This window comes from Paenibacillus sp. LS-5, assembly GCF_056121505.1.
In genome coordinates this window covers 62,887-88,861 of the sequence record NZ_JBWAVA010000017.1, presented here as the reverse complement: position 1 = coordinate 88,861, position 25,975 = coordinate 62,887, and the positions used below count along the sequence as shown (strand labels likewise).

Annotated in this window: 18 protein-coding genes, 1 pseudogene and 1 riboswitch; of the genes and pseudogenes, 12 read left to right on the top strand and 7 right to left on the bottom strand. The window is 51.3% G+C overall.

Annotation, left to right across the window (positions count from 1 at the left end):
• The first annotated feature begins 142 nt into the window (after positions 1-142).
• The 8 genes from AC0MA3_RS21470 to AC0MA3_RS21435 all read left to right on the top strand — a co-directional run bounded on the left by AC0MA3_RS21470 (position 143) and on the right by AC0MA3_RS21435 (position 8,818).
• A complete protein-coding gene (locus AC0MA3_RS21470) occupies positions 143-1,351 on the top strand; it encodes an HpcH/HpaI aldolase/citrate lyase family protein (protein ID WP_474657691.1) in 1,209 nt (402 codons plus the stop codon).
• Between the two features lie 76 nt (positions 1,352-1,427).
• Positions 1,428-2,723: a phosphoribosyltransferase family protein gene (locus AC0MA3_RS21465; protein ID WP_474657725.1), complete on the top strand. Its 1,296-nt coding sequence runs from the start codon at positions 1,428-1,430 to the stop codon at positions 2,721-2,723.
• Positions 2,720-3,874 carry a cysteine protease StiP family protein gene (locus AC0MA3_RS21460; RefSeq protein WP_474657690.1) on the top strand — a complete coding sequence of 385 codons (1,155 nt, stop codon included), beginning with the start codon at positions 2,720-2,722 and terminating at the stop codon, positions 3,872-3,874. The genes AC0MA3_RS21465 and AC0MA3_RS21460 overlap by 4 nt, the downstream gene beginning before the upstream one ends.
• Entirely contained in the window at positions 3,871-4,704 is an 834-nt protein-coding gene (locus AC0MA3_RS21455) for an HAD family hydrolase (RefSeq protein WP_474657689.1), read from the top strand. The genes AC0MA3_RS21460 and AC0MA3_RS21455 overlap by 4 nt, the downstream gene beginning before the upstream one ends.
• Positions 4,701-5,756, top strand: coding sequence for an ATP-grasp domain-containing protein (locus tag AC0MA3_RS21450; protein ID WP_474657688.1), 1,056 nt, complete (start codon positions 4,701-4,703; stop codon positions 5,754-5,756). The genes AC0MA3_RS21455 and AC0MA3_RS21450 overlap by 4 nt, the downstream gene beginning before the upstream one ends.
• A 39-nt stretch (positions 5,757-5,795) precedes the next feature.
• Positions 5,796-6,506 carry a hypothetical protein gene (locus AC0MA3_RS21445; RefSeq protein ID WP_474657687.1) on the top strand — a complete coding sequence of 237 codons (711 nt, stop codon included), beginning with the start codon at positions 5,796-5,798 and terminating at the stop codon, positions 6,504-6,506.
• A gap of 14 nt (positions 6,507-6,520) precedes the next feature.
• Positions 6,521-7,621, top strand: coding sequence for a toxic anion resistance protein (locus tag AC0MA3_RS21440; protein WP_379158057.1), 1,101 nt, complete (start codon positions 6,521-6,523; stop codon positions 7,619-7,621).
• Between the two features lie 390 nt (positions 7,622-8,011).
• Positions 8,012-8,818 (top strand): formate/nitrite transporter family protein, encoded by an 807-nt coding sequence (locus AC0MA3_RS21435; protein ID WP_379158747.1) that lies wholly within the window; start codon positions 8,012-8,014, stop codon positions 8,816-8,818.
• 190 nt (positions 8,819-9,008) lie between these two features.
• Here the strand turns inward: AC0MA3_RS21435 and AC0MA3_RS21430 are convergent, their stop codons facing one another.
• Positions 9,009-9,452, bottom strand: coding sequence for a rhodanese-like domain-containing protein (locus AC0MA3_RS21430; protein WP_474657686.1), 444 nt, complete (start codon positions 9,450-9,452; stop codon positions 9,009-9,011).
• Between the two features lie 120 nt (positions 9,453-9,572).
• Between AC0MA3_RS21430 and AC0MA3_RS21425 the strand changes: the two genes are divergently transcribed.
• On the top strand, positions 9,573-10,445 hold the full coding sequence (locus tag AC0MA3_RS21425) for a LysR family transcriptional regulator (protein ID WP_474657685.1): 873 nt from the start codon (positions 9,573-9,575) through the stop codon (positions 10,443-10,445).
• A gap of 127 nt (positions 10,446-10,572) precedes the next feature.
• Here AC0MA3_RS21425 and AC0MA3_RS21420 read toward each other — a convergent pair whose 3' ends face one another.
• Entirely contained in the window at positions 10,573-12,699 is a 2,127-nt protein-coding gene (locus AC0MA3_RS21420) for a TPM domain-containing protein (RefSeq protein WP_474657684.1), read from the bottom strand.
• Between the two features lie 216 nt (positions 12,700-12,915).
• Positions 12,916-13,059, bottom strand: a complete 144-nt coding sequence (locus AC0MA3_RS21415) for a hypothetical protein (protein ID WP_178382584.1) — start codon at positions 13,057-13,059, stop codon at positions 12,916-12,918.
• A gap of 265 nt (positions 13,060-13,324) precedes the next feature.
• On the opposite strand from AC0MA3_RS21415, the gene AC0MA3_RS21410 reads away from it, so the two are divergent.
• On the top strand, positions 13,325-16,459 hold the full coding sequence (locus AC0MA3_RS21410) for an EAL domain-containing protein (RefSeq protein ID WP_474657683.1): 3,135 nt from the start codon (positions 13,325-13,327) through the stop codon (positions 16,457-16,459).
• 149 nt (positions 16,460-16,608) lie between these two features.
• Positions 16,609-17,420: pseudogene (locus AC0MA3_RS21405) on the top strand (class I SAM-dependent methyltransferase).
• Positions 17,421-17,447: 27 nt separating this feature from the next.
• Here AC0MA3_RS21405 and AC0MA3_RS21400 read toward each other — a convergent pair.
• Positions 17,448-18,542, bottom strand: coding sequence for a GGDEF domain-containing protein (locus tag AC0MA3_RS21400; RefSeq protein ID WP_474657682.1), 1,095 nt, complete (start codon positions 18,540-18,542; stop codon positions 17,448-17,450).
• 288 nt (positions 18,543-18,830) lie between these two features.
• Positions 18,831-18,930: riboswitch (purine riboswitch) on the top strand.
• Between the two features lie 127 nt (positions 18,931-19,057).
• Between AC0MA3_RS21400 and AC0MA3_RS21395 the strand changes: the two genes are divergently transcribed.
• Positions 19,058-20,482: an NAD(P)/FAD-dependent oxidoreductase gene (locus AC0MA3_RS21395; protein ID WP_474657681.1), complete on the top strand. Its 1,425-nt coding sequence runs from the start codon at positions 19,058-19,060 to the stop codon at positions 20,480-20,482.
• Between the two features lie 165 nt (positions 20,483-20,647).
• On the opposite strand, the gene AC0MA3_RS21390 is transcribed toward AC0MA3_RS21395, so the two are convergent.
• From AC0MA3_RS21390 to AC0MA3_RS21380, 3 genes are all read right to left on the bottom strand, one after another.
• Positions 20,648-21,247, bottom strand: coding sequence for a nucleotidyltransferase family protein (locus tag AC0MA3_RS21390; RefSeq protein ID WP_474657680.1), 600 nt, complete (start codon positions 21,245-21,247; stop codon positions 20,648-20,650).
• A 271-nt stretch (positions 21,248-21,518) separates the two neighbouring features.
• Positions 21,519-22,820, bottom strand: a complete 1,302-nt coding sequence (odhB, locus tag AC0MA3_RS21385; protein ID WP_474657679.1) for a 2-oxoglutarate dehydrogenase complex dihydrolipoyllysine-residue succinyltransferase — start codon at positions 22,818-22,820, stop codon at positions 21,519-21,521.
• Positions 22,821-22,871: 51 nt separating this feature from the next.
• Complete coding sequence (locus tag AC0MA3_RS21380) at positions 22,872-25,742, bottom strand: 2-oxoglutarate dehydrogenase E1 component (protein ID WP_474657678.1); 2,871 nt, start codon at positions 25,740-25,742, stop codon at positions 22,872-22,874.
• Between the last annotated feature and the right edge of the window lie 233 nt (positions 25,743-25,975).

Here is a 25,975-nt window from a genome sequence, read left to right as displayed (position 1 = left end):
TTATAGCTTGACCCTTTGCTTGTATTTGAGAAAGCCGGATGCCGTCCCCGAGAGGACGGCACAGCCGGTTCTACTGCTCTTTATAAGGAGAGGTTTATTTGTTGTATAGCGGTTTTTCGTGAACCGATAAGGGGGAAAGGCCTTGAGATACTTCGATTATCTGACCAAAGAGCAAGAAACGTCCTTATTCTATTCTCCGCCTGTTTCGTTTGACTCCAGTACACCCAAGGAGCTATTGGCTAATGCTGTTGGAGCTGCTCTGTATATGCCGGCAACCCGCTCCAGTGTCGCTGAAGATATTTTGAAGCTCAAGGCTTCGGGCTTGGTGACAGTAATTATGGATCTGGAAGATGCGATTGGCGACGGTGAGGTTGATTTTGCCGAGGAGTCTGTGGTTAGACATCTTGCTTTCCTGTCTGCGTATGCCGACAATGAGCCCGATCTACGGAACAGTCTTCCGCTGCTGTTCATCCGTGTACGTAATCCGGAGCAGCTGCAGCAGCTGATTTTCCGGCTGGGGAGCTTGATTACCCTGCTGACCGGCTTTGTTTTCCCGAAGTTTACCTTGGAGAACGGTGTGGAATATTTCGAAGCCATTGCTGATTATAACAGCTCCCGCAGTTATTCGGCGCCTGTGCTGTACGGAATGCCGATTCTGGAGAGTGCACCGATTATTTACCGGGAAAGCCGGCTGGACACCCTGCTCGGCATCCGCGCTTTACTGGGAGAATACCGTGATTATGTGCTGAATGTGCGCATTGGGGCGACTGACTTCTCCAGCCTGTTCGGGCTGCGGCGTAGTCCCGATATCAGTATTTACGATCTGACACCGATCCGCGACTGCATCTCGGATATTATCAATGTGTTCGGCCGGGTGGAGGAAGGGTATGTTATCTCGGGACCTGTATGGGAATATTTTGGGAGTAAGGAACACCGGGTACTGCGTCCCCAGCTTAGACAGACCCCCTTTGAAGACACCTATGGTAAACAGGGCCGCGAAATTCGTGAATCTTATATTAGCAGGTCAGTAGATGGGCTTATCCGTGAAGTGCTTTTGGATAAGGAGAACGGAATTGTCGGCAAAACGATCATTCACCCCTCCCACCTTAGACCTGTACAGGCTATGTATACCGTCATGCACGAGGAATATGTGGACGCCTTGAGTATTGTGGAGAGCAATGATGGAAGCCGTGGTGTGTTCAAAAGCGAATACTACAACAAGATGAATGAAATTAAGCCGCATTTGAACTGGGCAAAACGTATCTTACTACGATCTCAAATATACGGGGTGTTACATGAACAACAGCATTTTGTCGGACTACTGCCCGAGAACGAATACACACACGTTTAATATCGTCAAGAACCTGCAGGTCAAGGTAACTGAGACCTCCAATCCTTTTCATATGCCGGTTGCCACCTTATTCTCCATGGCAGCCCGCATCAATAAAAAACGTTCGTTCCTCTTTGTCAGCAAGGTGCTTGGTAAGCACATTCCTGTGAATCCATATACTCCGCTGCTCAGCGGAGCTGCGCTGGCGCTGCTGCTCTACCGGGAGATGAGCGGAGAAGCTGCGGATAACTTGGTGATGGACAAACTTCTGAATCAAGCGGTTCAAGGCCTGATTCATCCGGAGCATGCGGAAGAGGCTTATGTTGATCTGCTCGAAGCCCGGCTGGTTCTTCCTGAGCGTGTTTTGTTCATCGGCTTTGCGGAGACGGCTACGGCCCTGGGTCATAGCATGTACAACATGTTTGCTGCAGGTGCCTCATATATTCATACTACCCGTGAAGCTATTCCGGAGCTTGTATCGGTAGTCAGCTTTGAGGAAGAGCATTCTCACGCGGTTGATCATTTATGTTATGCCTTGAATCCTGAGCTGCTGTCCGGGGAAGAACCGATTGTGCTGGTGGACGATGAAATTACTACAGGCAATACAGCGATTAATACCATTCGTGATATCCAGTCCAAGTTTCCGCGTAAGGAGTATGTAGTTGCTTCACTGCTGGATTGGCGCAGCGACTCCAATATTCAGGCTTACCGTAATCTGGAACAGGAACTGGGCATCCGTATTCGGGCCTTAAGTTTGCTGCAGGGAACGATTGAAGTAACAGGCACACCTGAGCTCGACCTGGTGGATTCCGGACTTCATCCTTCCGCTACCGCTGAGGCTCCGGTGATCCTCACGTATGTGCAGGATGGTCTCGAACGGTTGAACGTGGCCTCCACGGATTCTTTAGGAGAAATCAATGCTTCACCCTATCTGAGACAGAGTGGCCGTTTTGGATTGGAGTCCCGGGATAACAGACAACTGGACCAAGGGGCTTCACGGGTAGCATCACAGCTTCGAGCTCTTCGTGAAGGAGCAACTGCGCTTGTGCTTGGCGTTGGCGAGTTCATGTATCTGCCCATGAGAATTGCGGCCGAGATGGGTGAAGGGGTGAAGTATCAATCTTCTACCCGCAGCCCGATTCATCCCGACCGGCGTCCGGACTATGGTGTACACAGCGCAGCAGCGTATCCTTCAGCAGGCGATCCTGGAATTTCGAATTATATCTATAATGTGGACCCGGGCCAGTATGATGATATTTTTGTGCTGCTTGAGCGTGACGTGCCGCTCCGGAGGATTGAACCGATGACGGATATTCTGAAGCGGCTGGCAGGGAACAAGGTGCATCTGGTCATACTTGCCCCGGATACGGAAGAGGGAGGTCTGATTGGATGAAGGGAACAGAACTTGATGAGATCATGAATAAAAGAATAGCATCTCCTGTACCGCTGGGCAGTTATTCCCCGGCCGATGTTACGTTCCTGCTTAAGGATCTCAGCGATGTGTCATTGGAGCGTGCGACTGCTGAACGGGAAGAGGCGATCCAGTCCGGTGTGCATTATTCAGAAATGCTCCCGGTTGAATATCAGCCGACAGCCCAGTATATTGAACTGTTCCATGAGACACTTCAGCAATCGGCAGAGAAGGTGGCACGGGCGGTCGCAGTGGTCTCCGAAATGATTGTAGCCCAGCGGGGGACTGAGGGTACGGTGCTGGTGTCACTGGCGAGAGCGGGTACTCCTATTGGAGTGCTGATTAAACGCTATATCGCTGAGCGTTACGGAGTGAACCTGCCTCATTACAGCATTTCGATTATCCGGGGCAAAGGTATTGACGAGAATGCCATCCTCTATATACTGCAGCAGCACGGAACGGATGCCAAGCTGCAATTCATTGACGGCTGGACTGGCAAAGGCGCCATCCGCCGGGTATTGATAGAGGCCTGCAGCAGCATGTACCAGAAATATGGAATTCTTCTTAGTGATGATCTGGCAGTACTTGCCGATCCGGGGCATTGTTCGGGTACTTTTGGGACGCGGGAGGATTATCTGGTTCCGAGCGCGTGTCTGAACTCTACGGTGTCAGGCCTTATGAGCCGCACTGTTCTGCGGGACGACCTTATTGGACCAGAGGAATTCCATGGTGCAAAGTTTTATAAGGAATGGCTGGAGACGGACCTCTCGAATGTGTTCGTTGAGGCGATTACACCGTATTACCCTTCTGTAATCGAGGAAGCACGGGCCGTTGCTGCAGGCATGCTGGCTTCTCCTCCTGAGATTACATGGCAGGGGCTGCGTGACATTCAGAGCATTCAGGAAACGTTCGGTATAGCGGACATTAATCTGGTGAAGCCCGGGGTCGGCGAGACCACCCGTGTACTGCTGCGCAGAGTACCGTGGAAAATTCTTGTCGATACTATGGACAATCCGAATCTGCGCCATATCCTGCTGCTGGCGGAGGACCGCGGTGTTCAAGTTGAGGTGTTCCCCGGCCTTACCTATTCCTGCTGCGGGATTATCAAGCCCCTGAAAGGGGAGAGCGAATGATCTACGCCAGCGATCTGGACCGAACTTTGATCTACTCCCCTAGTGCATTAGGCGTTTCTGAGGCTTCACCGGGGCTTGTTCCGGCCGAGGTAATCGACGGGAGAACGGCATCTTATATTTCGCAGCATGCACTAGAGCTGCTTAAGGAGCTTACAGCCCATATTATATTTATGCCGGTAACCACACGGACTCTGGCGCAGTACAGGCGGATTAACCTGTTCCAGGATACGGTCATTCCGGATTATGCAATAACCAGCAATGGCGGAAACATTCTGGTGAACGGGGTAGTGGATCAAGACTGGCGGACAGCTCTAGGCAGGCTGGTAGAACAGGGGTCAGCGTCCGCTGAGGAAGCCCGGAAGCTTGTACGGTCTGTGGTTCGGGCAGAATGGATTATCAGTGAGCGGTATTGCGATGAGCTGTTCTACACATTCGTTGTTCATCGTGATTTGCTGCCGCTTGATGAAATTACAAGAATGGCGGAACATTTGGATGAAATGGGCTGGAAGGTCTCGCTTCAGGGCCGCAAGCTGTACGTAGTCCCCTGGGCAGTCAACAAAAGCGATGCTATCCTCCATGTGCGGCGTACCGTTCATTCTGAGCCAATGGTCGCTTCTGGCGATTCCCTGCTGGACAAAAGCCTGCTTGCAAGCGCCGATTACGCTATAGCCCCATGCCACGGAGAAATATTTGCCGAGCAGCAGGCAGGTCTAGTAAACTTAGATTATCCTTTTACGAAGAAGGCCGGTGTATTTGCCGGGGATGAGATTATGGAATATGTACAGAGGCTGTACAATAATTTGACAGCACTAGGAGTTGGGCCACAATGAAAAAGGTAAATATTTATTTTAATCGGTGGTTTTCTGTGGCTTTTCATTATATGAACCTCATCCGCAACAATGAGGACGGCATCCCTGTTCAAATCTTCGCTACCCACCCCGACATCCGGCATATGTCGCTGCAAGGCGCTGATGTTGCCGGAACGGAACCGGAGCTGGAAGGGATCGAATATGTGCAGTTCTGTGTAGATTTCTGCCGCAGTAATGAGATTGATATTTTTATTCCGCGGCTGCACATGCTGGATATCGCCTTGCACGCCTCTATGTTCGATGCCATAGGCACAAAAGTGCTTGTGTGCCGTGATCTGGACCTGCTGGAGAGAATTATGGACAAGGGCAAATTCTATGAAAGTGTCCAAGAGACGGGTATTATGACGATCCCGCATTACCACGTGGTCAGCACAGCAGAGCAGTTCCAGGTTGCTTATGAAGATCTTGTAGGCAAAGGGTATCGGGTGTGCTTCAAACCGACCGAAACCGAAGGCGGGCTTGGCTTCCGTATCATTGACAATACCCGCGATCCTTTGGAGGAGCTTTTTGGCCATGTTACGCCATACATATCATTTGAGGATGCGCACCGGATACTCTCCAGTGCGGATTCTTTTCCGAATCTGATGGTGATGGAGCTTCTTGAAGGTTTGGAGTACAGCATTGACTGCCTGGCCGACGAGAATGGCAGACTGCTGGCAGCGGTGCCGCGCCGTAAGGCTGGCGGGCGCTTGCGACTGATGGAGCATATTCCTGAGCTGGAGCAAATAGCTTCACGGGTAGCCGAGGCTTACCGGATTCCCTACAATTTCAATATCCAAATGAAGTATAGCGGCACGACCCCCAAGCTGCTTGAGATTAATCCCCGGATGTCCGGCGGGCTGCATATCTCCTGTCTGTCAGGAATTAATTTTCCGTACCTGGCGGTCAAGAGCGCACTGGGCGGTGAGGTTCAGCCAGCAGGATTCGCCGGTAATGTGCTGGCCAGCCATGTGGAGCAGCCGCTGATCATGAGAATAAACGGTGAATCCGTTATCACGGATGCCGTGAACTAGAGCGGCAGTTCATAAGCCTGCTCACAAGAGGTGAGAACAATGCAAATGCAAAAGAAAGTATTATTGTACGGTGGAGCAGGCTATGTTGTTGCCTTGCTGACAAGTGCTTTTGTACCTGAGATGATCTCTCTGCTGCTGCCGGTAGCCGGTGCAGGAGTAGCGATTATGGGCGGCAGGCAGCGGATTAACTTGCCGGCAGAGGTCCTTCCCGCCGGACAGCGGGATGGGGAAGAAGCGACCGCCCCTTCACCTGCAGTCCGCAGCCATGAGGCAGCCAGCGCTTCAAGCGGGTCTGCGGCTGCAGAGGGACAAGCTTTTGCCGGACGGGAGAGAGCCGGGATTCAGATTGGGGCGGAATTCGCTCCAGTGGTCGAGTATCTGAGCATTTTGGAGGATATGATTATTTCTGAAGGGCAGAAGGATACGCTCGACAATGAGATTGTCGAGAAGTCACTGGCGCTCTTTGCCAGGCTGCAGCGAATCATTCCTTTGCTGCAGGAGCTGGGCAATGGGGAGATTAATCATACCGTCCGCAGACTGGTGCTGAAAGACCTCAATGGTGTGATCAATCCGTTTCTGCGCCTGGGCGGTGAAGCCAAGACAAGAAACCGGAGAATGCTGCTGAACGGTCTGCGTGATGTTGATACCAAGATTTCGGATATCGCCTCAACGATCGAGCATAAAGACCTGATGGAACTTCAGACCAAGGCGGAACTGATTCATCAGCGTTATAGCAGTTCCGAATTATAGGAGGAGGGAAGCCCATGTCCACGCAGTTGATTGAGCTCAAAAAAGAAGATGAACAGAAGGTTGTAGAAGAAGCTTCGCAACTGATTGAGAAGGTCGCCAAGACAGACACCGTTGCCCTGGATTCCTTGATGGATGATATCGGCAAGCTGGGAGTGAAGACACAGGAGAAGGCCGGGCAGACTCTGAAGCTGCTGGACCGCCCGGTGAATGATCTGATGTCCGGCAAACGGGTAGAAGTGCCGAATATGATTATGAAGCTGCGCAATGAGTGTGAGACACTCCAGCAGAGCAAGAACGTCAGCTTTTTTGGCAAAATGCTCCGCAAGAGCCCGCTCAAAAATTACGTATACAAGTATCAGTCCGTCCGCACGAATATTGACGCGATCGTAACCGGGTTACGTGACGGACGCGATACGCTCGAAGAGAGCATCGTCAATATGCGCCAGCTCAAACGTACCTCTATGGAGGAAATCTATAATCTGCAGACCAAAATCGCCTTCGGTAACAAACTGAAGGAACTGTTCGAGGTTGAAATCGCCAAGCCCGAAAATGAGTTCCGCAAGGCGTATCTGGAACGCGGGCTGCGCAAGGTTATGGTCCGTATCCAATCCATGACCGAAATGATTCTCCTCTACAACCAGGCGATTGCTGCTACCGATATCATCAACGATAACAACGATAAGCTGATCGATTCTGTAAACAACGCGATTGATAAGACCTCAAATCTGATCACAGTGTCGGCGATGATAGCCATGTCCCTGGCCGATCAGGAGAATGTCATCTCTGCAGTAGAAGCTACGAATAAGACGATAGAGGATCAATTCAAGGAGAATGCGCGTCTGCTGCGCACCACTACGGAGAAAACGACAGAACTGCTCTCCAAGCCTTCTATGTCGCTCGAAGCTGTTAATCAGGCTATTGGCGATCTGCTGAGCGCTCTGGATACCTCTGAACAATCCAACCGCCGGATCATTGAGAGCTGTCAGGACTATACATCCAAAATGACAACCATCAATACGCAGCTGAACAACCGCCTCGGTTTGAATGAGGGGGCACAGCCGCAGGCCTTGAAGCAGGCGGGTACGGACAGTCAGCTTAGCAGCTTTTTGAACTGAGATCCTTGTAATTAAGAGGAATGTATTTATAGCGAGAGACTGCTGAGTAATCAGTGGGCTTTTTGGTATTCAATCATATTCCCCTTCTCCTCCACATAAGTTGTCACTGAGGCGGCATACGGAGGAAGTGGGGATAAGCGGATGATTCTGGGGTGTTTGATACTGGTGCTTATCGTCGTAGCCAGCAATGAAAAGGCACAGTCTATTGTCAGGTTGAACGATCCGGGCGATGACAATTAAAGCAGCAGTGCAGGGTTCTCCGTTGAATTCAAATAAATTTTAAAATAATCCGTGGTTCAAGCAATTTCCAGCGGTTTATTGGGTATAATAACCTGGAGGCTGTCCATCAGCCTCACATTGCTGAAAATACGAAGTTACTGCGGAGGTCACATGGAGAACGAGGCGCTGCTGCAAGTTGAGAAATTGGCTCTGAAAAAACAGAAGATTTACAAGCAAAGTATTCTCCGTTATATCGCCAGAGCAATGCTGGCCAGCATGTTCATTGGATTCGGCGTCATCGTAGCGTTCAAAACCGGTAACTTTTTCTACATGGAGCATTCGCCGATGACGTATCCGATGGCTGCCATTACGTTTGGAGCGGCCATCATTCTGATCTCCTATGGTGGAGGCGATCTGTTCACCGGAGACACCTTTTATTACACGTATGCCGCCTTAAGACGCAAAATGCAGTGGACTGAGGTTGTGCGGATGTGGGTCATCAGCTACATCGGTAATATACTCGGGGCTACGGCGTTTGCGCTGCTGATTTTTTTGACAGGGTTGTTCTATGATTCTAGTGTGAACGGATTTCTGCTGAATGTGGTGGCTCATAAGATGGAAGCTCCAACGATGCAATTATTCTTCCGGGCGATTCTTTGTAACTGGCTGGTATGTCTGGCCTTTTTTGTCCCTATGTCGATGAAAAGCGATGGAGCCAAAATGTTCGCTATGGTTCTGTTCGTCTTCTGCTTTTTCATTTCCGGCTACGAGCACAGTATCGCCAATATGTGTACGTTTGCGATTGCACTCGTGCTGGATCATCCCGGTACGATCTCCTGGGGCGGTGTTGTGCACAACCTGGTTCCGGTCACTTTGGGGAATCTGATTGGTGGAGGCGTGCTGATGGGCGTTATGTATTATTATGTGAATAAGCCGTTTCTGGATGAGCACCACGATGAGCCTAAGGATACGCACTAATAAAGAGAGATTCAGCCTCATGGTCATCGGCTCTCTAGAGTACTGACCGGCCGCATTATGGGCATCAGTCTAAGTCTAAACCCCCAATAAGCCCGCTTCCACCTAACCGTGGAGGACGGGCTTATTTGTTGTTACGCCATTTCCATTTCCGCAGGAAATAGCTGTCTGCCAATCAGGGTGGATAGAGCGCCTATACCTGCATCGTATAGTATAACGGCGCTTTCTCCCTAAGCGTGCCTTCCAGGGCCCCGCCTTCTTTGCGCCAGTACTCAATGCCTCCGAGCATTTCCTTCACGAGGTAGCCCTGGGCAGCCAGTCTGGCGGCGGCTTTGCTGGCTCCGTTACAGGCAGGACCCCAGCAATAGAGCACCAGGACTTCTCCTTCGGAGAACTCAGGGGGGCTGCTGCCAAAGCGGCCCGAAGGCAAGGACACGGCTCCCGGCAGGTGGGCTTCCTCATAGGAACGGGTGTCGCGGACATCCACCAGCGTAAACCCAGTGATGCCCTTTTGCAGATCAAACGCCACATCGGCCACATCGGTTTCAAAGGAGCTTTTGGCTGTGAAATAGTTCAGTGCTGCTGCAGGTTCGGCTGCTGGTGTAGCCAATACCTGTGATTTGGGTGTAAGGTTCATAAAGATTCCTCCTTGGGGATTATAGGGTTGGCTATATTGTATAATGATTCTATAATTACAGTTATCTATAGTATTCGAGAATAAGTATCGAAAATTTCGATAGTTCGGGAGAAAAATGCAATGGAACTTACCTATTTGCGGACCTTTTGTGAAGTAGTATCCAGTGGCAGTTACACGCGGGCAGCAGAGAAATTGGGTTATGCCCAATCGAGTGTAACAGCGCAAGTTGCCAAGCTGGAGGAGATGTACGGGGCGGTCCTGCTCGAGCGTTCAGGACGGGGAATGATCCCGACATTTGCGGGGAATAACCTTCTGCCGTATGCCCGGCAAATGCTGGCGCTTAGTGAAGAGGCTAAAGGCATGATAGCTGGCGGGGACAGGGGCATACTGAACATCGCGTCCATAGAGACCCTTGCAGCGTATTACCTGCCGCATCGGCTTCACCGCTATAGAATCCGCTATCCGGAGGTGCAGCTTCGTGTTCAGCCCGGCTCGGAGGAAGGGATTATTACGGCGGTCAAAGATAAATCAGCCGATTTCGGACTGATCTTTGACGTGGCGTATTTGTCTGATGAGCTTACCGCTCTGCCGCTGCGCCAGGAGCCGCTATATGTGGTCACCCATCCGGGGCATCCGCTTGCTGAGAAAACAGAGGTTTCTCCCAACCTGTTGGCTGACGAGCCGTTAGTGCTGACGGAGGATACTTGTACATACCGCAGGCAGTTGCTGCACGAGCTCAAGGCAGCAGGCGTTGCTCCGCGTATAGACATGGAATTCGGTAATCTTGAAGGCATCAAGCAGGCGGTGCGGCATCAGTGGGGGATAGCCTTCTTGCCACGCTATGCCATTGAAGAGGAACTGCTCTCCGGTGTATTACGCGGAATACCTCTGAGCGGGAAGCAAGATGAATTTTATATCCAGCTCATCTACCGTAATGGGCGCAGGCTATCTCCGGCTTTTGAGCACTTTATCACAGAGATACGGCAGCAGTAGGATAGCCTTAATTCCAGCCGTACTTCTCTTGTTCATTTTACAAATTCAACTGATATAGTGCATTCCGGAAAAAAACAACACCTCCGCCCAGAAATCGTGCGGAGGTGTTGTCGATTCTGCTAGTGTTCTACCATTTGGAGCCGCCGGAGGAGTTCCCTCCGGATTTGCCTCCCCCGCCTCCCCATGAGGAGCCGCCGGAGGAGTTGCCTCCGCCGAATCCGCCACCCGAAGAGGATGAGTGCCGGCGCGCTGCTTCCCGGCGCTGCTGTTCCTGCAGTATGGCCAGTTGTGCCAGACGCTCCTCTTCTTCTTTCTGTCGTACAAGCCGGTTCGCTTCCTCTACGAAAGAGGAGATCCGGGAAGCATAGGAGCGTCCTGCCGCTTCCAGCTCATCAAGGTTGTAAGGACGGGAAGCCAGCCGCTGTTCCAGTTCAGCATACTCCGGCAGCAGAGAGAGCTCGAATCGGCTTCTGGAGACGATTCCTTTGCTATGCAACCGGCTCTGGGCCATATCTACCTGTGATTGCCCCTCAGACATAAGCCGGGTAATCTCAGACAATCGTTGATTCAATGTGCTCAGACTCCCGCCAATTTGATCGAATTTCTGTACAGTCTCCTCCTGGAGCTGAAGCAGCCGATCCAGACCGCTGCGGGCATTATCATATTCCCCCCGCTGGTCGCTGGTCCAGGTTTCAATCTGCGGTACCTCACCTGCACCCTGCCGGAGCTGCGCTCCTGCTGTCTCAAGTGCTTCTTCAAGCGGGCTTAGATGATGCTCCGCGAATCGGCTCCGGGCTTCAGCGATCTGACTCTGCAGCTCATTGCGGCGCTCAGACAGCCCGTTCCAGCGGCCGCGAATGGTATCCAGATCTCTCAGGTTATTCTTGCGGATCATTGCCTGCCGTTCCGTCATCGCGACAGCTTCGCCAAGCAAAGCATCCATTTGGGCAGCAATTCTGCGTACCTCATCCATGTCTCCAAGACGCAGAGGCGCTTCAAGCGTTGCTGCGGCTGCGGCGGCCTGGTCCAGACTGTCATAAGGTCTTACCTTCATATTGTGGAGAGAGTTCTGTTCGATTAGTGTGGCGATTTTGCTGCGCGCAGCTGCTACGACCCCAGGGAATTCATTTCGTTTATCGTCGTAAATATCAACATCCCGCAGATCCTGCTCAATCTGTTCCTGCCGTTTCTGGGCTTGCTCGGTCATGTCCTGTGCCGCAATCGGGTCGAATAGCTCCAGTTCATCCGCTTTGGCGGTTTCTTCTGCCAGTTCCTGCAGATCCTCAGCGATTTCCTCCAGCGCATAGCCGGTCTCCTTCACTGCGCTCTGGAGATGCTCGCTCAATTCGGGCGCATCCTTCTTCAGCTCTGTAATCTGCTGTTTCACGTTGCGGTCGGCATCACTGATTACAGCAATACGCTTCTCTTCTTCTTCAAGCTCGGAACGGAAGGCCGCTTCGGTTTGCTGCAGTGCTGAGTTAGCTTCTTTGAGCGCCTTCAAACGGTAGAACGGGGGCAAAGAGCCTTGGCCGGAGCTTTGCAATGCGGAGATTTCCACCAGCTGGGCAGACAGCCGCTTGGAGATTCCCTCAACCATTTCTCCGGACTTCCCCTGAACGATACCCTGGAAGGGCTGAAGGGATTCGAGGGCATGATTGGCTCGTACCATTAGGTCTGCCAACTGCTCCTGCTGGCTACTAAGCTGTCTTCTTCTGCGAAGACCAGTTAACAGCACATATAGCACGAGTGCAAGCAATACAACTCCAATGGCGATAGCGGCTAGCTTCAGCAGCCCAACGCCTGAACTGCTGCTCTCTTCACGTCCCGATGCTAAGGAATGGAGCTCCTTAATCACGGAGCGGATGCCTCCGGCAAAATCGCCCTTCTGTGCATAAGGAATGAAGTACGTATCCAGTATTTTTGAAATAGCTGCAGTTCCCACAGCTCCGCCGTGCGCTTGCGCCCAGGAATCAATATATCCCTGAAGCCCGGGGTTCAGGAAGTTCAGTTCAACCTGCTGATCTTCGGCAGAGATAAGGAGGAGGACATCCCGCGGCTTTAAGTCCCAAGAGTTGTATACGTCTGTGGCATAGGCGGAAGCCATGGCCCCGTTCAGGGAATTCACGGTCAACACCCGAAGGGTATAGAGGTCACCTTCAGCAATAGCTGCAATGTCAGCCGCTTCCTGACGGGTGAGCAGACCGGCTTTATCGGTAACCATACCCTGCTGTGCAGGAATTCCCGCCGCGTACATATTAGGCATCCCTAGGAGGCTTAACATCAGGAATAAGACAAAAATTTTTTTCAAAGTGGCACGCTCCGATCTGAAGGTTGTCTAGTGTACTGTATATTATGCTGATAATTATACTACATCATTAAACCTCTTACGCCCACTTGCTTGAGATGCGGCATCCGAAGAACCAAAAAAGCCGTATTCCCTCAAGGGGAATACGGCGTAACTGCAGAACTGCTATCTGGTTTGCAGACAGAGTATATATTGTAATCGGGATTTGATTTCTTTTTGCCATTTCAAATCTCCAACTTTTACAGCAAGATTGAGCAGATCCAGATAATCGTCAACCTTAAGTGTCGTCCGGGTTGTGGCTGCGTTCATGGTTGTTCAGTCTCCTTTATTTCAATAATGATAATCATTATCAACCGTTATTGCTATTATCCACATTTTTTACCTAAAAAGCAATATAAAAAATAAAGGATTTACATTTTTTTTGATAGAGCTGGCATTCAGCAGGATTTGCATAATTTCTCGCAATTGCAGGAGCTGCCAGCAGGAAATAAAACGTTTTTTGTCGAATAAAGTTTGGTACAACTGATGGCGTGAAGCATACATATTCTACTATTCTGGAAAAAGGAGAATTGCGATGAAGCGGTATACATTCTTGCTTCTAATTAGCATTATGCTCATGCTTGCGCCCCCTGCATACGCTCATGCCGAAAGACAGGAAATACGATACCAGGCAGAACTTGATTATCCGCCCTACAAGTATATGCAGAACGGATACCTGACCGGCTTCGATATGAACCTGACGAGTATGATATTTGAGAAGCAGGAGTATCTGGTTCATTATAGTACCGGCGATTGGGAAAATACATATAAGCGGCTGACGCGGGGAGAAATAGATACCACAGGTCTTATGGCCATAACCGAGCAACGGAAGAAAGAGATCCTCTTCTCCAAGCCCGTATTCAAAAGCTATATATCTGTGTATTCCCGCAAGACGCTCCAAGAAAAAGTTAAGCTGAACACTCTAAAGAATTACATAGTTGGCGTCGGCAAGGATCAATATTCCGAGGCCATTCTGCGCAATGAGACAGATGTTTCACAATACATAGAATATGCAACCGTACCAGAAGCGCTGGAAGCCCTGCAGAAAGGTGAAATTGACCTGCTTTTTGAGAATCAGGGAGTGGTCGACTATTTAATCGTTGAACAGGGCTTGACCAGCAATATAGTCCGGAAAATAAATGGTTTATACCCCTTGGATGTCGCTTACGGCGTCAGCAAGTCGGAACCGCAGCTCGTCTCCTATATTAACCGCCGGTTGGACCGGCTTGAGCGGTCAGGGGCTTTTGAAGAGCTGTATCAGCAATATTTTTTCACCCATTCCGATCACTACAGATCGATGATTCGCAGCCGGATGATATCTGGAATGCTAATTGGTATATTCCTCTTGATCACGGGGATTGTTGCGATCAGGGTATATATCAGGCATCTCCGGCGGACCATTCATTCCGAACAGGAGTTCTTCGGGGATGTCATTGAACACAGTGGTATGATCGTGTGGGCAGTGCATGCGGATAAGCGGGTAGTACGGTTCAATCAATATGCAGCTGCGATGACCGGACTTAGCGAGAAGGATGTGCTGGATGTGAGCCTCGATGAGATTTCTGGCCTGGGTAGGGGGACAGAAATGCTAAGAGAGCTTCTGATCAGAGCCGTACATAAGGATTACGTAAGTAATGTGGAACTGAAGCTTCCGGAACATTCAGGCGAAGCGCGATATTTCTCGTTCCGGACGACACTGATCCGGGGAATGGACCCGCAGGCCGAGGATATATTCGTGCTGGTCGGGGTGGATATTGAGGAGAGCAAGCAGAACGAGCTCAAGCTGCAGCACAGTTATGAAGTGCTGGAGGCTACCTACGAAGAGCTGTCGGCGACTGAGGAGGAGTTGAAGGATCAACTTAGCAAGCTTAGCGTAAGTGAACGCCGGTTCCGGCTCGCCTCAGAAGGCTCGGGTGCGTATATGTGGGAGCTTGATTACGAGAGTGGTATGTATAGAATGTCAGAGCGCTGGTATGAGGTCATGGGCTACACGGAAGGAGAGATCAACAGCTATGAGGGCGGTGCTCTCAGCATCATCCATCCCGATGATCAGGAGCCTGCACACAAAGCCCGGCAAGATCATTTGGCCGGATTGACCCCTATCTATGAACTGGAGTACCGGATGCGTACTAAGGATAACCGTTACATCTGGTTTGAAGTGCGCGGTAAGGCTTTTATAGAACACAAAGATAAAGTTAGGATGTTCCTGGGCTCCTTGATAGATATCAGCAAGCGGAAACAGGCCGAATTCCAGCTGAGCAACAGTTACCAGGAGCTTGAAGCTACTTATGAGCAGCTGACAGCTACTAAGGATGAGCTTGTAGGCCAATATGATATGCTGCTGGAGAATCAGAAGAATATGCACCGTTTGGCGTATATGGATTCTCTCAGTAATCTGCCTAACCGTATTCTTTTGCTGGAGACCATGGAGCGTTATTTCCAGCGTCCTGAAGGTAAGGCAGCGTTACTGTTCGTGGATACGGACAATTTCAAATATATCAATGATACGCTGGGCCATAAATCCGGAGATATTCTGATTCGTCAGGCCAGTGAACGGTTGCAGTCGGTTGTGCGCGAAGGGGATATGCTGTCCCGGCTTGGCGGTGATGAGTTTGTGGTGTTTATCCAAGATGCAGAGGACCGCGCAGAGATTCTGGAACTGGCAGAGCGTATTCTTCGGTCCTTCCGCAGGTCATTTCTCATTGGAGAGAGTAATTTGTATGTTTCCGTGAGCATAGGGATTTCCTTCTACCCGGAGGACGGTGAGACTACCGAAGAGATTCTGATGAGTGCCGACGTTGCCATGTATAGAGCCAAAGAGGAAGGGAAAAGTACCTTCGTGGTTTATGACAAGTCGATGCATATGCCGTTCAATGAACGGATGAACATTGAGAAACATCTGCGCAGTGCGATGATTAACAATGAATTTGAGCTGCATTACCAGCCGCAGGTGGATATCCGGACAGGTCTTATCTCGGGCTTTGAAGCGCTGATCCGCTGGAACAGTCCGGTCTTGGGCTTTGTATCCCCGCTATCCTTTATCAAAATTGCCGAAGATTCGAGACTAATAATCTATATCGGGGAATGGGTGCTTAAAGAGGCCTGCCATTTCACGAAAAGCATAAATGACCGGACGGGCTTACCCTACAAAATTTCAGTAAACATATCTATTATTCAGCTGCTGCAGGAGGATTTTGTGGAGATTGTGCTGGACAGTCTGAGGGAAAGCGGCCTTGCAGCCAACTGTCTGGAGCTTGAAATTACGGAGTCGATCTTCATGGAATCTTTTGAAAACACAGTTAGCAAGCTGGAATTCCTGAAATCGCGCGGGATCCGCATTGCTCTAGATGACTTTGGAACAGGTTATTCTTCATTGAGCTATTTGCAGCAATTGCCGATCTCCACACTCAAAATGGACAAAATCTTCATCGACTCGCTGGTGGAGAAGGGCTACAGCCAATCCTTTGTGCAGACCATCATCATTCTCGGGCATAAAATGGGCCTGGAGGTTGTAGCTGAGGGTGTGGAGGATGCCGACCAGCTGGCGTTCCTGAAGGAAGCGGATTGTGACAAAGTACAGGGTTATCTCATTAGCCGTCCGGTGCCGCAGCACAAAGTCATTGAGCTACTGGAGCCTCAGAGACGCCATGGACCCGGATATCTGCAGTAAAAAGAAAATAAGGTTAGACAAGCCAGCTATATAAATTGCGGCAGCCTTGGACGAATAAGGTCCTTGGCCTGCCGCTATTTTTCTTCAGGAATGAAGAAAGGATAACAGACCGCAGTGAGATATTTTAGGTAGTGGGAGATGGTAACGGCATGGACAAGAATACTGCTTATAGAACAAATATTATAGGTGCTGGCGAGGTTGGGAGCGCTATCGCGGTCGACATGGACAAGGAATCTATACATAAGACAAACAGCATCTTTTGGGATACCAAAGGAAATGAAGTCTTAGGGGCAACTGCACTTCCGTTATATGGAGCATTTGTCTCTGAAGAAAAATGTCAGCTTTTTGGCGAGATCTCGGGAAAAAAGATACTGGAGATCGGCTGTGGAAGCGGTCAATCCTTGCAGTATCTGGGGGACCGCCAAGCCTCTGAACTATGGGGTATGGATATATCAGACAAACAGATCGAAAAGACCACACAACATTGACGTCGTGTGGTCTTTCAGCAACATTGATCTGTGCGCCTATGGAAGAAGAATGCGGACTGCCGGAAGATTATTTTGACTTCGTGTATTCGATTTATGCCATAGGCTGGACCACCGACCTTGAGGGTACTTTCCAACGGATCGCTTCTTACCTGAAGAAAGACGGCGCATTTATTTTCAGCTGGTCTCATCCTATACACAAATGTGTTGCTGCAGAAAATAATAGGCTTGAATTTAAAAAATGTTACTTTGATGAATCCTGGTATTCGGTATCCCTTGAAGAAGGTACGCTAACCTTATCGGACCGCAAACTATCAACCTACATCAATGCGCTCTCCAAAGCGGGATTTGTAGTAGAGCAAATGATTGAGGAGTCGGATGATGACATCATACAGGCACGGGACGACAATAGTGATTTTGCCAAAAAAGCAAAGATGCTTCCTGTAACTTTTGTAATCAAAGCAAGAAAACTATAAAGATCTAGAATGTATGAGCAGTGGTGTTCAGGCAACAACAACTTTGTTCTTTCCTGAATTTTTAGCCTCGTACAGTGCATCGTCCGCCCGCTGGAAGGTGGAGCTTTTGGAGTCCTTGCCCGTGTAGTCATGCATGCCGATGCTTACGGTGATCGAAGCGCCCTCCATTTCGGCAATGGGCATCTCGGCAATGGCTGTCAGAATCTGCGTCATGATCTTGTGGGAATCCTCCAGCTTCTTGGCCGTCAAAATCACTGCAAACTCTTCTCCGCCATATCGGGCGGCAAAATCATCTGCACCTATATGCTTCAGGACCGTCGCGGCAACCTGTTTCAGCACAATATCTCCGACCCAGTGTCCATATTCATCATTCACTTTTTTGAAATTATCGATATCCAGAATAGCCAGCTGCATCGGAAACGGATTACTCTGCTGGTGCTCAATCAGCCAGCCGAGATATTCGTGAAAGGTTTTGTGGTTATACAGATCTGTCAAAGGATCAATCTTGGACAGCCGGTCCATAATGATATTCTGAATGCGCAGCTCCTGCTCCGACTTAAGCGAGTTCTCCAGAGATTGCATTAGTTCATGCCCACGGGCAATGATACCGAAACCTGCAAGAGCAGCCCCTGTTAGGATCAGGGCAATAATAATATTCTGGATGTGCACGATATAGTCAGCGGCAGATGTATTAAGGAACAGCAGGATCATGTACATTAGACAAAGAGTGGACGTGACTTTTAAATAGCTGCTTTTTAAATAGAACATAGAGACCAGCAAAGGGATGAGCATGATCAGCGGCTTCACATGGAATGTGTTACTGGTATTTATGATTATCAGCAGGGCGATCAAATGGCTGGCAATAATGATAGAAAGTTCTGATAACAGAGGACGCCATTTATAAATGGCCTCCAGGGTAAGCAAGAAACTCAAGAGGATAATGTCAGGAATCAGTACATTATGGATCAAGAAGCTATTACTTGAATAGTAAGGGTGTTCCCCGCGCATGGATAGGGAGATAGTGATTTGAGTGGCCAGATAGACAAGCAGTACTACCCAGAATGCATTAAGGATCAGCCTGTTCCAGTACGTTTGGTGAGGAGATGGCGGTGGAATATGCATAGGATGTTCCTCTTTTCCAGTGGCAATGTATCTATAGATTCGACAAAACTCTCCCTTTTCCTCCAATGAGTTAATGAGGCGTTTGTACTATATATCGGAGTCTGAAGTCATCTGTCTGAGTTATATTTCGCCAACAAGTTCAAGGCAGGTGTACTACAATGTTCGTGTTTAGGGATGTGTTCTTTTCACTTTTAATAATTAGTAGGCATATGAAGTCGAAAACACGAATTATATACATTAAACTCCCTTGACACATTCGCATATGTTCTGTAATATTCCTATTGGCTGATAAATCAGTGATTAGCTGTTCGTATATCCTCAATGATAAGGTTTGGGGGTTTCTACAGGGAACCGTAAATTCCTGGCTACGGATAGGGTGCTTTTAGCATACCTATGAAGTGGTCAGGATTTTTTTGTGCTGCGTTATAGAAGAACTATAATTACCGCAGAAACGGATACCGCTCTTGCTAGGGCGCCGCGAGGCCCGTTTCATCTTGGGAGGAACAGAGAAGCCGATGAGTAAATATGATGTGATTGTTGTGGGTGCCGGACCAGCCGGAATCTTTGCCTGTTATGAATTGACGCATAAAGCCCCTGAACTGAAGGTGCTCCTGGTAGATAAGGGACATGACATTTACCGGCGCAATTGCCCCATTCTAGAGGAGAAAATCAAACTTTGCCCTCCAGCCTCGGGACGCAAGGAATTCGCCGGCTGTCTGCCTGCCTGTTCGATTACCGCCGGATTTGGGGGAGCGGGTGCCTACAGCGATGGCAAGTTCAATATCACCACGGAATTCGGCGGGTGGATGACCGATTATCTGGCACCGTCCAAGGTGCTGGAGCTGATCCAGTACGTAGATGATATCAATCTGGAGCATGGGGCTACACCGGCTATTACTGATCCGACAACTGAGAGCATCCGGAACATCGAGCAGCGCGGATATGCCGCCGGGCTGAAGCTGCTGCGGGCACAGGTACGCCATCTCGGAACTGAACAGAACCTGGAAATCCTGAAATCCATATATGAATATTTGAAGACACGCATAGATATGCAGTTCAAAACTGAGGTTCAAGATATCATAACCGCTAAAGAAGAGGGCAAACACCGGATTACAGGCATTGTGCTGAAGAGTGGCGAAAGCTATGAGGCGGGTAAGGTGATGATCGCCCCGGGGCGTGATGGTTCGGCGTGGCTGACGGATGTACTGAAGAAGCGCCGGCTTAAGATGTACAACAATCAGGTCGATGTCGGTGTAAGAGTGGAAACGTCGGACGTCGTAATGCGGGAAATTAATGAGCATCTCTATGAAGGAAAGTTCATCTTCAATACCTCTGTAGGCACACGTGTCCGTACATTCTGCAGTAATCCTTCCGGTCATGTTGTCGTGGAAAATCATAGCGGAGTAATGGCGGCCAACGGGCATTCCTATAAGGACCCTGCGCTGGGCTCAATGAATACCAACTTTGCGCTGCTGGTCTCGCATACCTTTACGGAGCCTTTTGATAAGCCGAACGAATATGCGCGGGAGATTTGCAAGCGGGCCAACGACCTGTCCAGCGGCGGTGTCATTGTCCAGAAATATGGGGATATTCTGCGCGGACGGCGCTCCACCGAAACCCGGATTAAGGAAGGATTCCTGGAACCTACGCTGAAGGAAGCAGTACCTGGTGACCTCGGTCTGGTGCTTCCGTATACAACGATGAAGAGTCTGATTGAAATGGTAGAGGCCTTAGAGAAAGTCACCCCGGGTATTGCCTCTGAGCATACGCTCTTCTACGGCGTGGAAGCGAAGTTCTATTCAGCCCGGCCGAAATTAACAGAGAAGCTGGAAACAGAAATTTCCGGCCTCTACTGCGGCGGTGACGGAGCAGGCATCACCCGCGGATTGGCCCAGGCCGGAGCGGCCGGGGTCTGGATTGCCCGCGGTATGCTGGAGTAAGATCGGGTCTTAATTATAGATCGAAAGTAACCATCATAAGAAGAGCTGCCTCATGCACAAGTAATTGGCGATGAGGCAGCTCTTTTTTTGGGGATACCAGAACGCTCGCTGGCGAGAGTAATCGTGGGGTGGCAGGTAGCGGCCGGAAGCCAGGGGGAAGGTTGATTAATCCTGTATGGGAAGGATTTGAAGCTGATTCCAGATCTGCTGCCAGTTCTTCTTGGCGATCCGGGTCTCATAGATCGGATGCAGCTCCCGGTTGGCCCTGAAATGCGGGGAGGGTCGGACGATCATATGGATCACATCCGAGACTCCATACGGTGCGGCCAGCCTAAGCTCCCCGTGTTCATCCATAGCAAGACCCAGCGCGGTCGCTGTCTCGGGGAATTTGGACATGCCGTCCGTGGAGGAGGTGTATGGGGGGAGGGAGTTCACGCTATGCATTCTCGCCTGATTTTTGACCGACCAGGGAATCGAAGAATGCATACTCCGCAGCTTCTCTTCCCAGTCCTTCTCGACTTCCTCCCGGGTGTCGTCCGGGTCGTAGTAGATCACATCCACATCCGCTAAGGGTGTTCTCTCTGCAAAGTTATGCTGCATATCCCAGACCTTGGAGCGGACGAATCCGGCACATACCCAGGAGTCCGTTAGTTGCAGCTCCCTTACAGCCGCCAAAATATCCATCATCCAGTGATCTTCTTTCACCGCCTGCAGCAAATCCTCTTCATGATGTATCCGCAGCATCAGCACCTCCATGAATTTCATACCTTACTTTCATTATAGGCTTTATATAAGCAGAACTCACTGTACAAGATCATAAGCTGGCCCATCAAGCAGAATAATTTGAAAAACCCCAAAATGAACCCGACCCACGCTTAGGTGGAGGAGAAACGGTTCATTTGGGGACGGGGACTCGTTCGGTAAATGGGCTTATAGCGGATATAGCGATAAGAAAAGAGGCATACATGGACTGAAGCTGTCCATGTATGCCTCTTCGATAGGAGATGATTATGCTTGCCGGGTATCTGATTGAAGACTAGCCTTCCAGCAGCAGCGACTCAGGATCTTCCAGCAGCTCTTTGACCTTGACTAGGAAGCTTACGGCTTCCGAGCCGTCCACGATGCGGTGATCGTAGGACAGTGCGATGTACATCATCGGACGGTTGGCGCTTCTTTCTTCGTCCAGGGCGATTGGACGGAGCTGGATCTTATGCATGCCGAGAATACCAACCTGCGGTGTATTGAGGATCGGTGTCGACATCAGCGAGCCGAATACCCCGCCGTTGGTGATTGTGAAGGTGCCGCCCTGCAGCTCTGGCAGGCTTAGCGTATTCGTGCGGGCCTTGGAAGCCAGCTCACCGATCTTCCGTTCAATTTCCGGGAAGCTGAGCCGGTCCGCATCGCGGACGACCGGCACAACGAGGCCTTCTTTGGCAGACACGGCAATGCCGATGTCATAGTATTTCTTGATCAGGAGATCCTCGCCGTCGATCTCTGCGTTCAGCAGCGGGTAGGCCTTGAGTGCGCCGATCACCGCTTTGGTGAAGAAGGACATGAAGCCGAGTCCGACATCATGCTTCTCTTTGAAGGCATCCTTGCGGCGCTTGCGGATGTCGAGGATCGCGGTCATGTCCACCTCGTTGAAGGTGGTCAGCATAGCCGCTGTATGCTGCGCCTCGACGAGGCGGCTTGCGATCGTCAGCCGTCTGCGCGACATGCGCTTGCGCTCGACGGCTTTGCCATCCTCCTGCGGCGCAGAGCTTGCCGCCGCAGGCTTCACCGGCGCAGGCGTGGCCGCCGCTGCCGGAGCGCTTGGCGCAGCGGCCTCCGGCCCGGCTGCGCCATGGCCCTTCACATCGGCCGTAGCGATCCGGCCGATGGGGTCGCGGGCGCTGACCTCGCCGAGGTCGATGCCCCGCTCCCGCGCAAGCTTGCGCGCCCCCGGCGAAGCCAGGGCCGCAGAGCTTGCCGCCGCTGCTTCCGGTGCGGCGGGAATGGCTGGCGCCGTGGCCTGCGGTGCGGCGGCGACCGGAGCTTCGCTGCCTGCAGCAGGAGCCTCCGGCTTGCCGGCCGCAGTGTTCTGCGGCGCATCGGCGCCTGCCGTGCCGGCGCCGATGATGCCGATCGCTTCGCCGACGGCTACATTCTCGCCGGCCTGGCGCAGAATGGAGGAGATGACGCCGTCCTCCTCCGCACTGATCTCCAGGTTGACCTTGTCAGTCTCCAGCTCAGCCAGCACATCCCCCTGGCCGACCGTATCGCCCTCTTTTACCAGCCATTTGTAAATGGTTCCTTCGGAAATAGATTCGCCCAAATCGGGTACTTTAATTTCGGACACAGGCCCTTACCTCCCCAAATAGTATAGTTTACGTTATCGTGACACCGTCCTCTATCTGGAGGACGGTACAGCCGCTTGTACTTGCGAATTCAATTTCAGGGCTTCTGTTACTATACGGCGCTGCTCAAAAGTATGCACATCGGCATAACCGCTGGCCGGGCTGGAACGCTCCGGACGGCCGATATACTGAACCTTGACGTTCTGCGGGGCGATAGCCCGCAGCCGGGGCTCAGCATAACTCCAGCCGCCCATGTTCTTTGGTTCTTCCTGAAGCCACACGATCTCGGTAAGGGAACCCATCGAGCTTAAGTGTGCCGCCAGTTCCCGTTCGGGGAACGGATAGAGCTGCTCCAGACGGAGGATATGCAGCCAGGACCAATCCTGATCCTTGGCAGCTTCCAGCTCGGTCTGCAGATCAAGGGTCACCTTGCCGCTGCACACGACCAGCCGTTTGATCTCTCCCGGGCTACCGCCAAGAAGCGGCTCGGGCAGTACAGGCTGGAATCCGCCGGAGGCCAGCTCAGCTCCAGCGGAGGTGCTGCGCGGGTTACGGATCAGGCTCTTCGGAGCCATGATCACGAGCGGACGGGCATCGCCCTTGCCGCACAAGGCAGCCTGGCGGCGCAGAAGGTGGAAATACTGCGCAGCGGAGCTAAGGTTCGCCACGGTCCAGTTCTCCTCAGCAGAGAGCTGCAAGAACCGTTCCAGCCGGCCGCTGGAGTGCTCAGGGCCTTGCCCTTCATAACCATGCGGCAGCAGAATCGTCAGATTGCTGCGCTGTGTCCATTTTGCGCGTCCGGCAGCAATGAACTGGTCAATGATAACCTGGGCAGCATTGGCGAAGTCACCATACTGTGCTTCCCAGATTACGAAGGTTTCTGGCGCGAATACATTGTAGCCATATTCGTAGCCAAGTACCGAGGCTTCCGAGAGGGGACTGTTATACACCCCGAAGGAGGCCTTGGAATCACTGAGCTGGTGGAGCGGAGAGAACAGCGCGCCGGTCTCGCTGTCGTGCAGCACCAGATGGCGGTGGGCAAAGGTCCCGCGCTGGGAATCCTGACCGCTCAGGCGGATCGGTGTTCCATCCTTCAGGATGGTGGCGAATGCCAGGGTTTCGGCCAGTGCCCAGTCCACCCGTTCCCCGTCATTCAGCGCATCCTTGCGGCGCTGCAGAATCCGCTCCAGCTTCGGATAGACCTTGAAGCCGTCCGGTACGGTCAGCAACTCACGGTTGATCTGCTGGAGCGATTCCAGCTGTACCGCGGTAGATTGCGGCTGGGTTACCTCCGTCTCAAGCGGCACAGAGTTCTTGGCTTCACCGTTCTTGCGCTTGCCCTCCTTCATCAGATCGAAGGCTTCCTGCAGCACTTTCTCGGCATCCGTGTTCATCTGGTTCACATCATCTGCTGTAATGAGCTTCTCCCGCTGCAGGCGCTCTGCATAGACACGGTAGACGGTCGGATGGTTCCGCACTCTGCCATATACGATCGGCTGAGTGGTCTCTGGATCATCCATCTCATTATGGCCGTGGCGGCGGTATCCGATCAGATCGATTACGAAATCCTTTTTGAACTGGTTGCGGTAGGCACAGGCCAAGCGGACAGCCGAGATGCAGGCTTCCGGATCATCGGCGTTGACGTGAACCACAGGAATTTCATAGCCTTTGGCAAGGTCGCTGGCATAATGGGTGGAGCGGGAATCTTCACTCTCGGTAGTGAAGCCAATCCGGTTGTTGACGATAATATGCACCGTACCACCGTTGGAGTACCCTTTGAGCTTGCCGATATTGAGCGTTTCCGCAACAATTCCTTCACCCGGAAATGCGGCATCCCCGTGCATCAGCACGGCCATGGCCTTGTTCGTGTCGAGCTGCGGCAAACCCGCAGATTTCCGGTCTTCCTGGGCTGCACGGGTGAATCCTTCAACGACAGGATTGACGAATTCCAGATGGCTCGGGTTATTGGCCAGGGTGATACGTGTCCGGACAGTCTCGCCTTCGCGTACGGCACGGTCAGCACCCAGATGGTATTTCACATCGCCGGTCCAGCCATAGTTAATCCCCATGGAGCCTTCAGAAGGGAAGAGCTCCTTGTTCGGGGAGTGATGGAATTCCGAGAAAATAATATCATAAGGTTTGCCGAGTATATGAGCCAGCACATTCAGACGCCCGCGGTGGGCCATACCCATTAGAATATGCTCTGCGCCATCATGCGCTGCGGCACGGACAATCTCGTCCAGCATGGGCACCAGCGCGTCATTGCCTTCCAGGCTGAAGCGTTTCTGGCCGACAAAAGTCTTATGCAGGAAGGTTTCGAACTGCTCCACCTGGATCAGACGGTTCAACAGTTCCTTGCGTTCGGTATTATTCAGTGGAGCAGGAGAGCTGGTGGATTCCGCCTGGCTGTTCAGCCAGCGAAGCTCCTGTTCGTCATGCACATGTCCGAACTCGTAGGCAATAGTCTGCGTATACGCCTGACGCATCCGGTGAACGGCATCCCACGCGGTATGGACATCCGGCGGTGAATTCTCCCAGATCAGCGAAGCAGGCAAGGCAATCAGGTCCTCGCGGGTCAGATCATAAGTCTCATAATCCAGCCACTTCGCCATGGGGTTGTTCCCCTGCTCCAGCGGATCGATATTGGCGGCCATATGGCCATATATACGAATATTGGTGATTAGCTTGGAAGCTCGTACGGCCTTTCGAAGCCACTCGGTGCCTCCCGAAAGAGCAGGCTGCGGGTCCGCAGCGGTATCCGGAGCGAGCGGAGGAGGGCCGGATATAGTGAATAAATCGCGGTAATGATGTTCTACGGATGATGGATCATGAACAAATTGCTCATATTTCTCTTGAATGTAGCCCAGATTGGGGCCGTGATACTTACTCCAAATGGATTCGTTATAGGGCTCTTTTACTGCCATGAATACATCCTCCTAACGGATGAACTCCACGTGCCGCATGTGGCTTGAGCGATGGGTGGAGCTGCGATGTTTGCGGTTTCATTCCTCATCTTATTGTGCTACTTTCAAGGCATGTAATCAATTCATACTTTCGGGGAATCCGTTCGCAAAACGGCATGATTCAGTCCATGAATGATGAAAAAGAGATATCGGTTGCCAGAAGGTGGTTCTGAATCGAACTCTACGGTAATAAT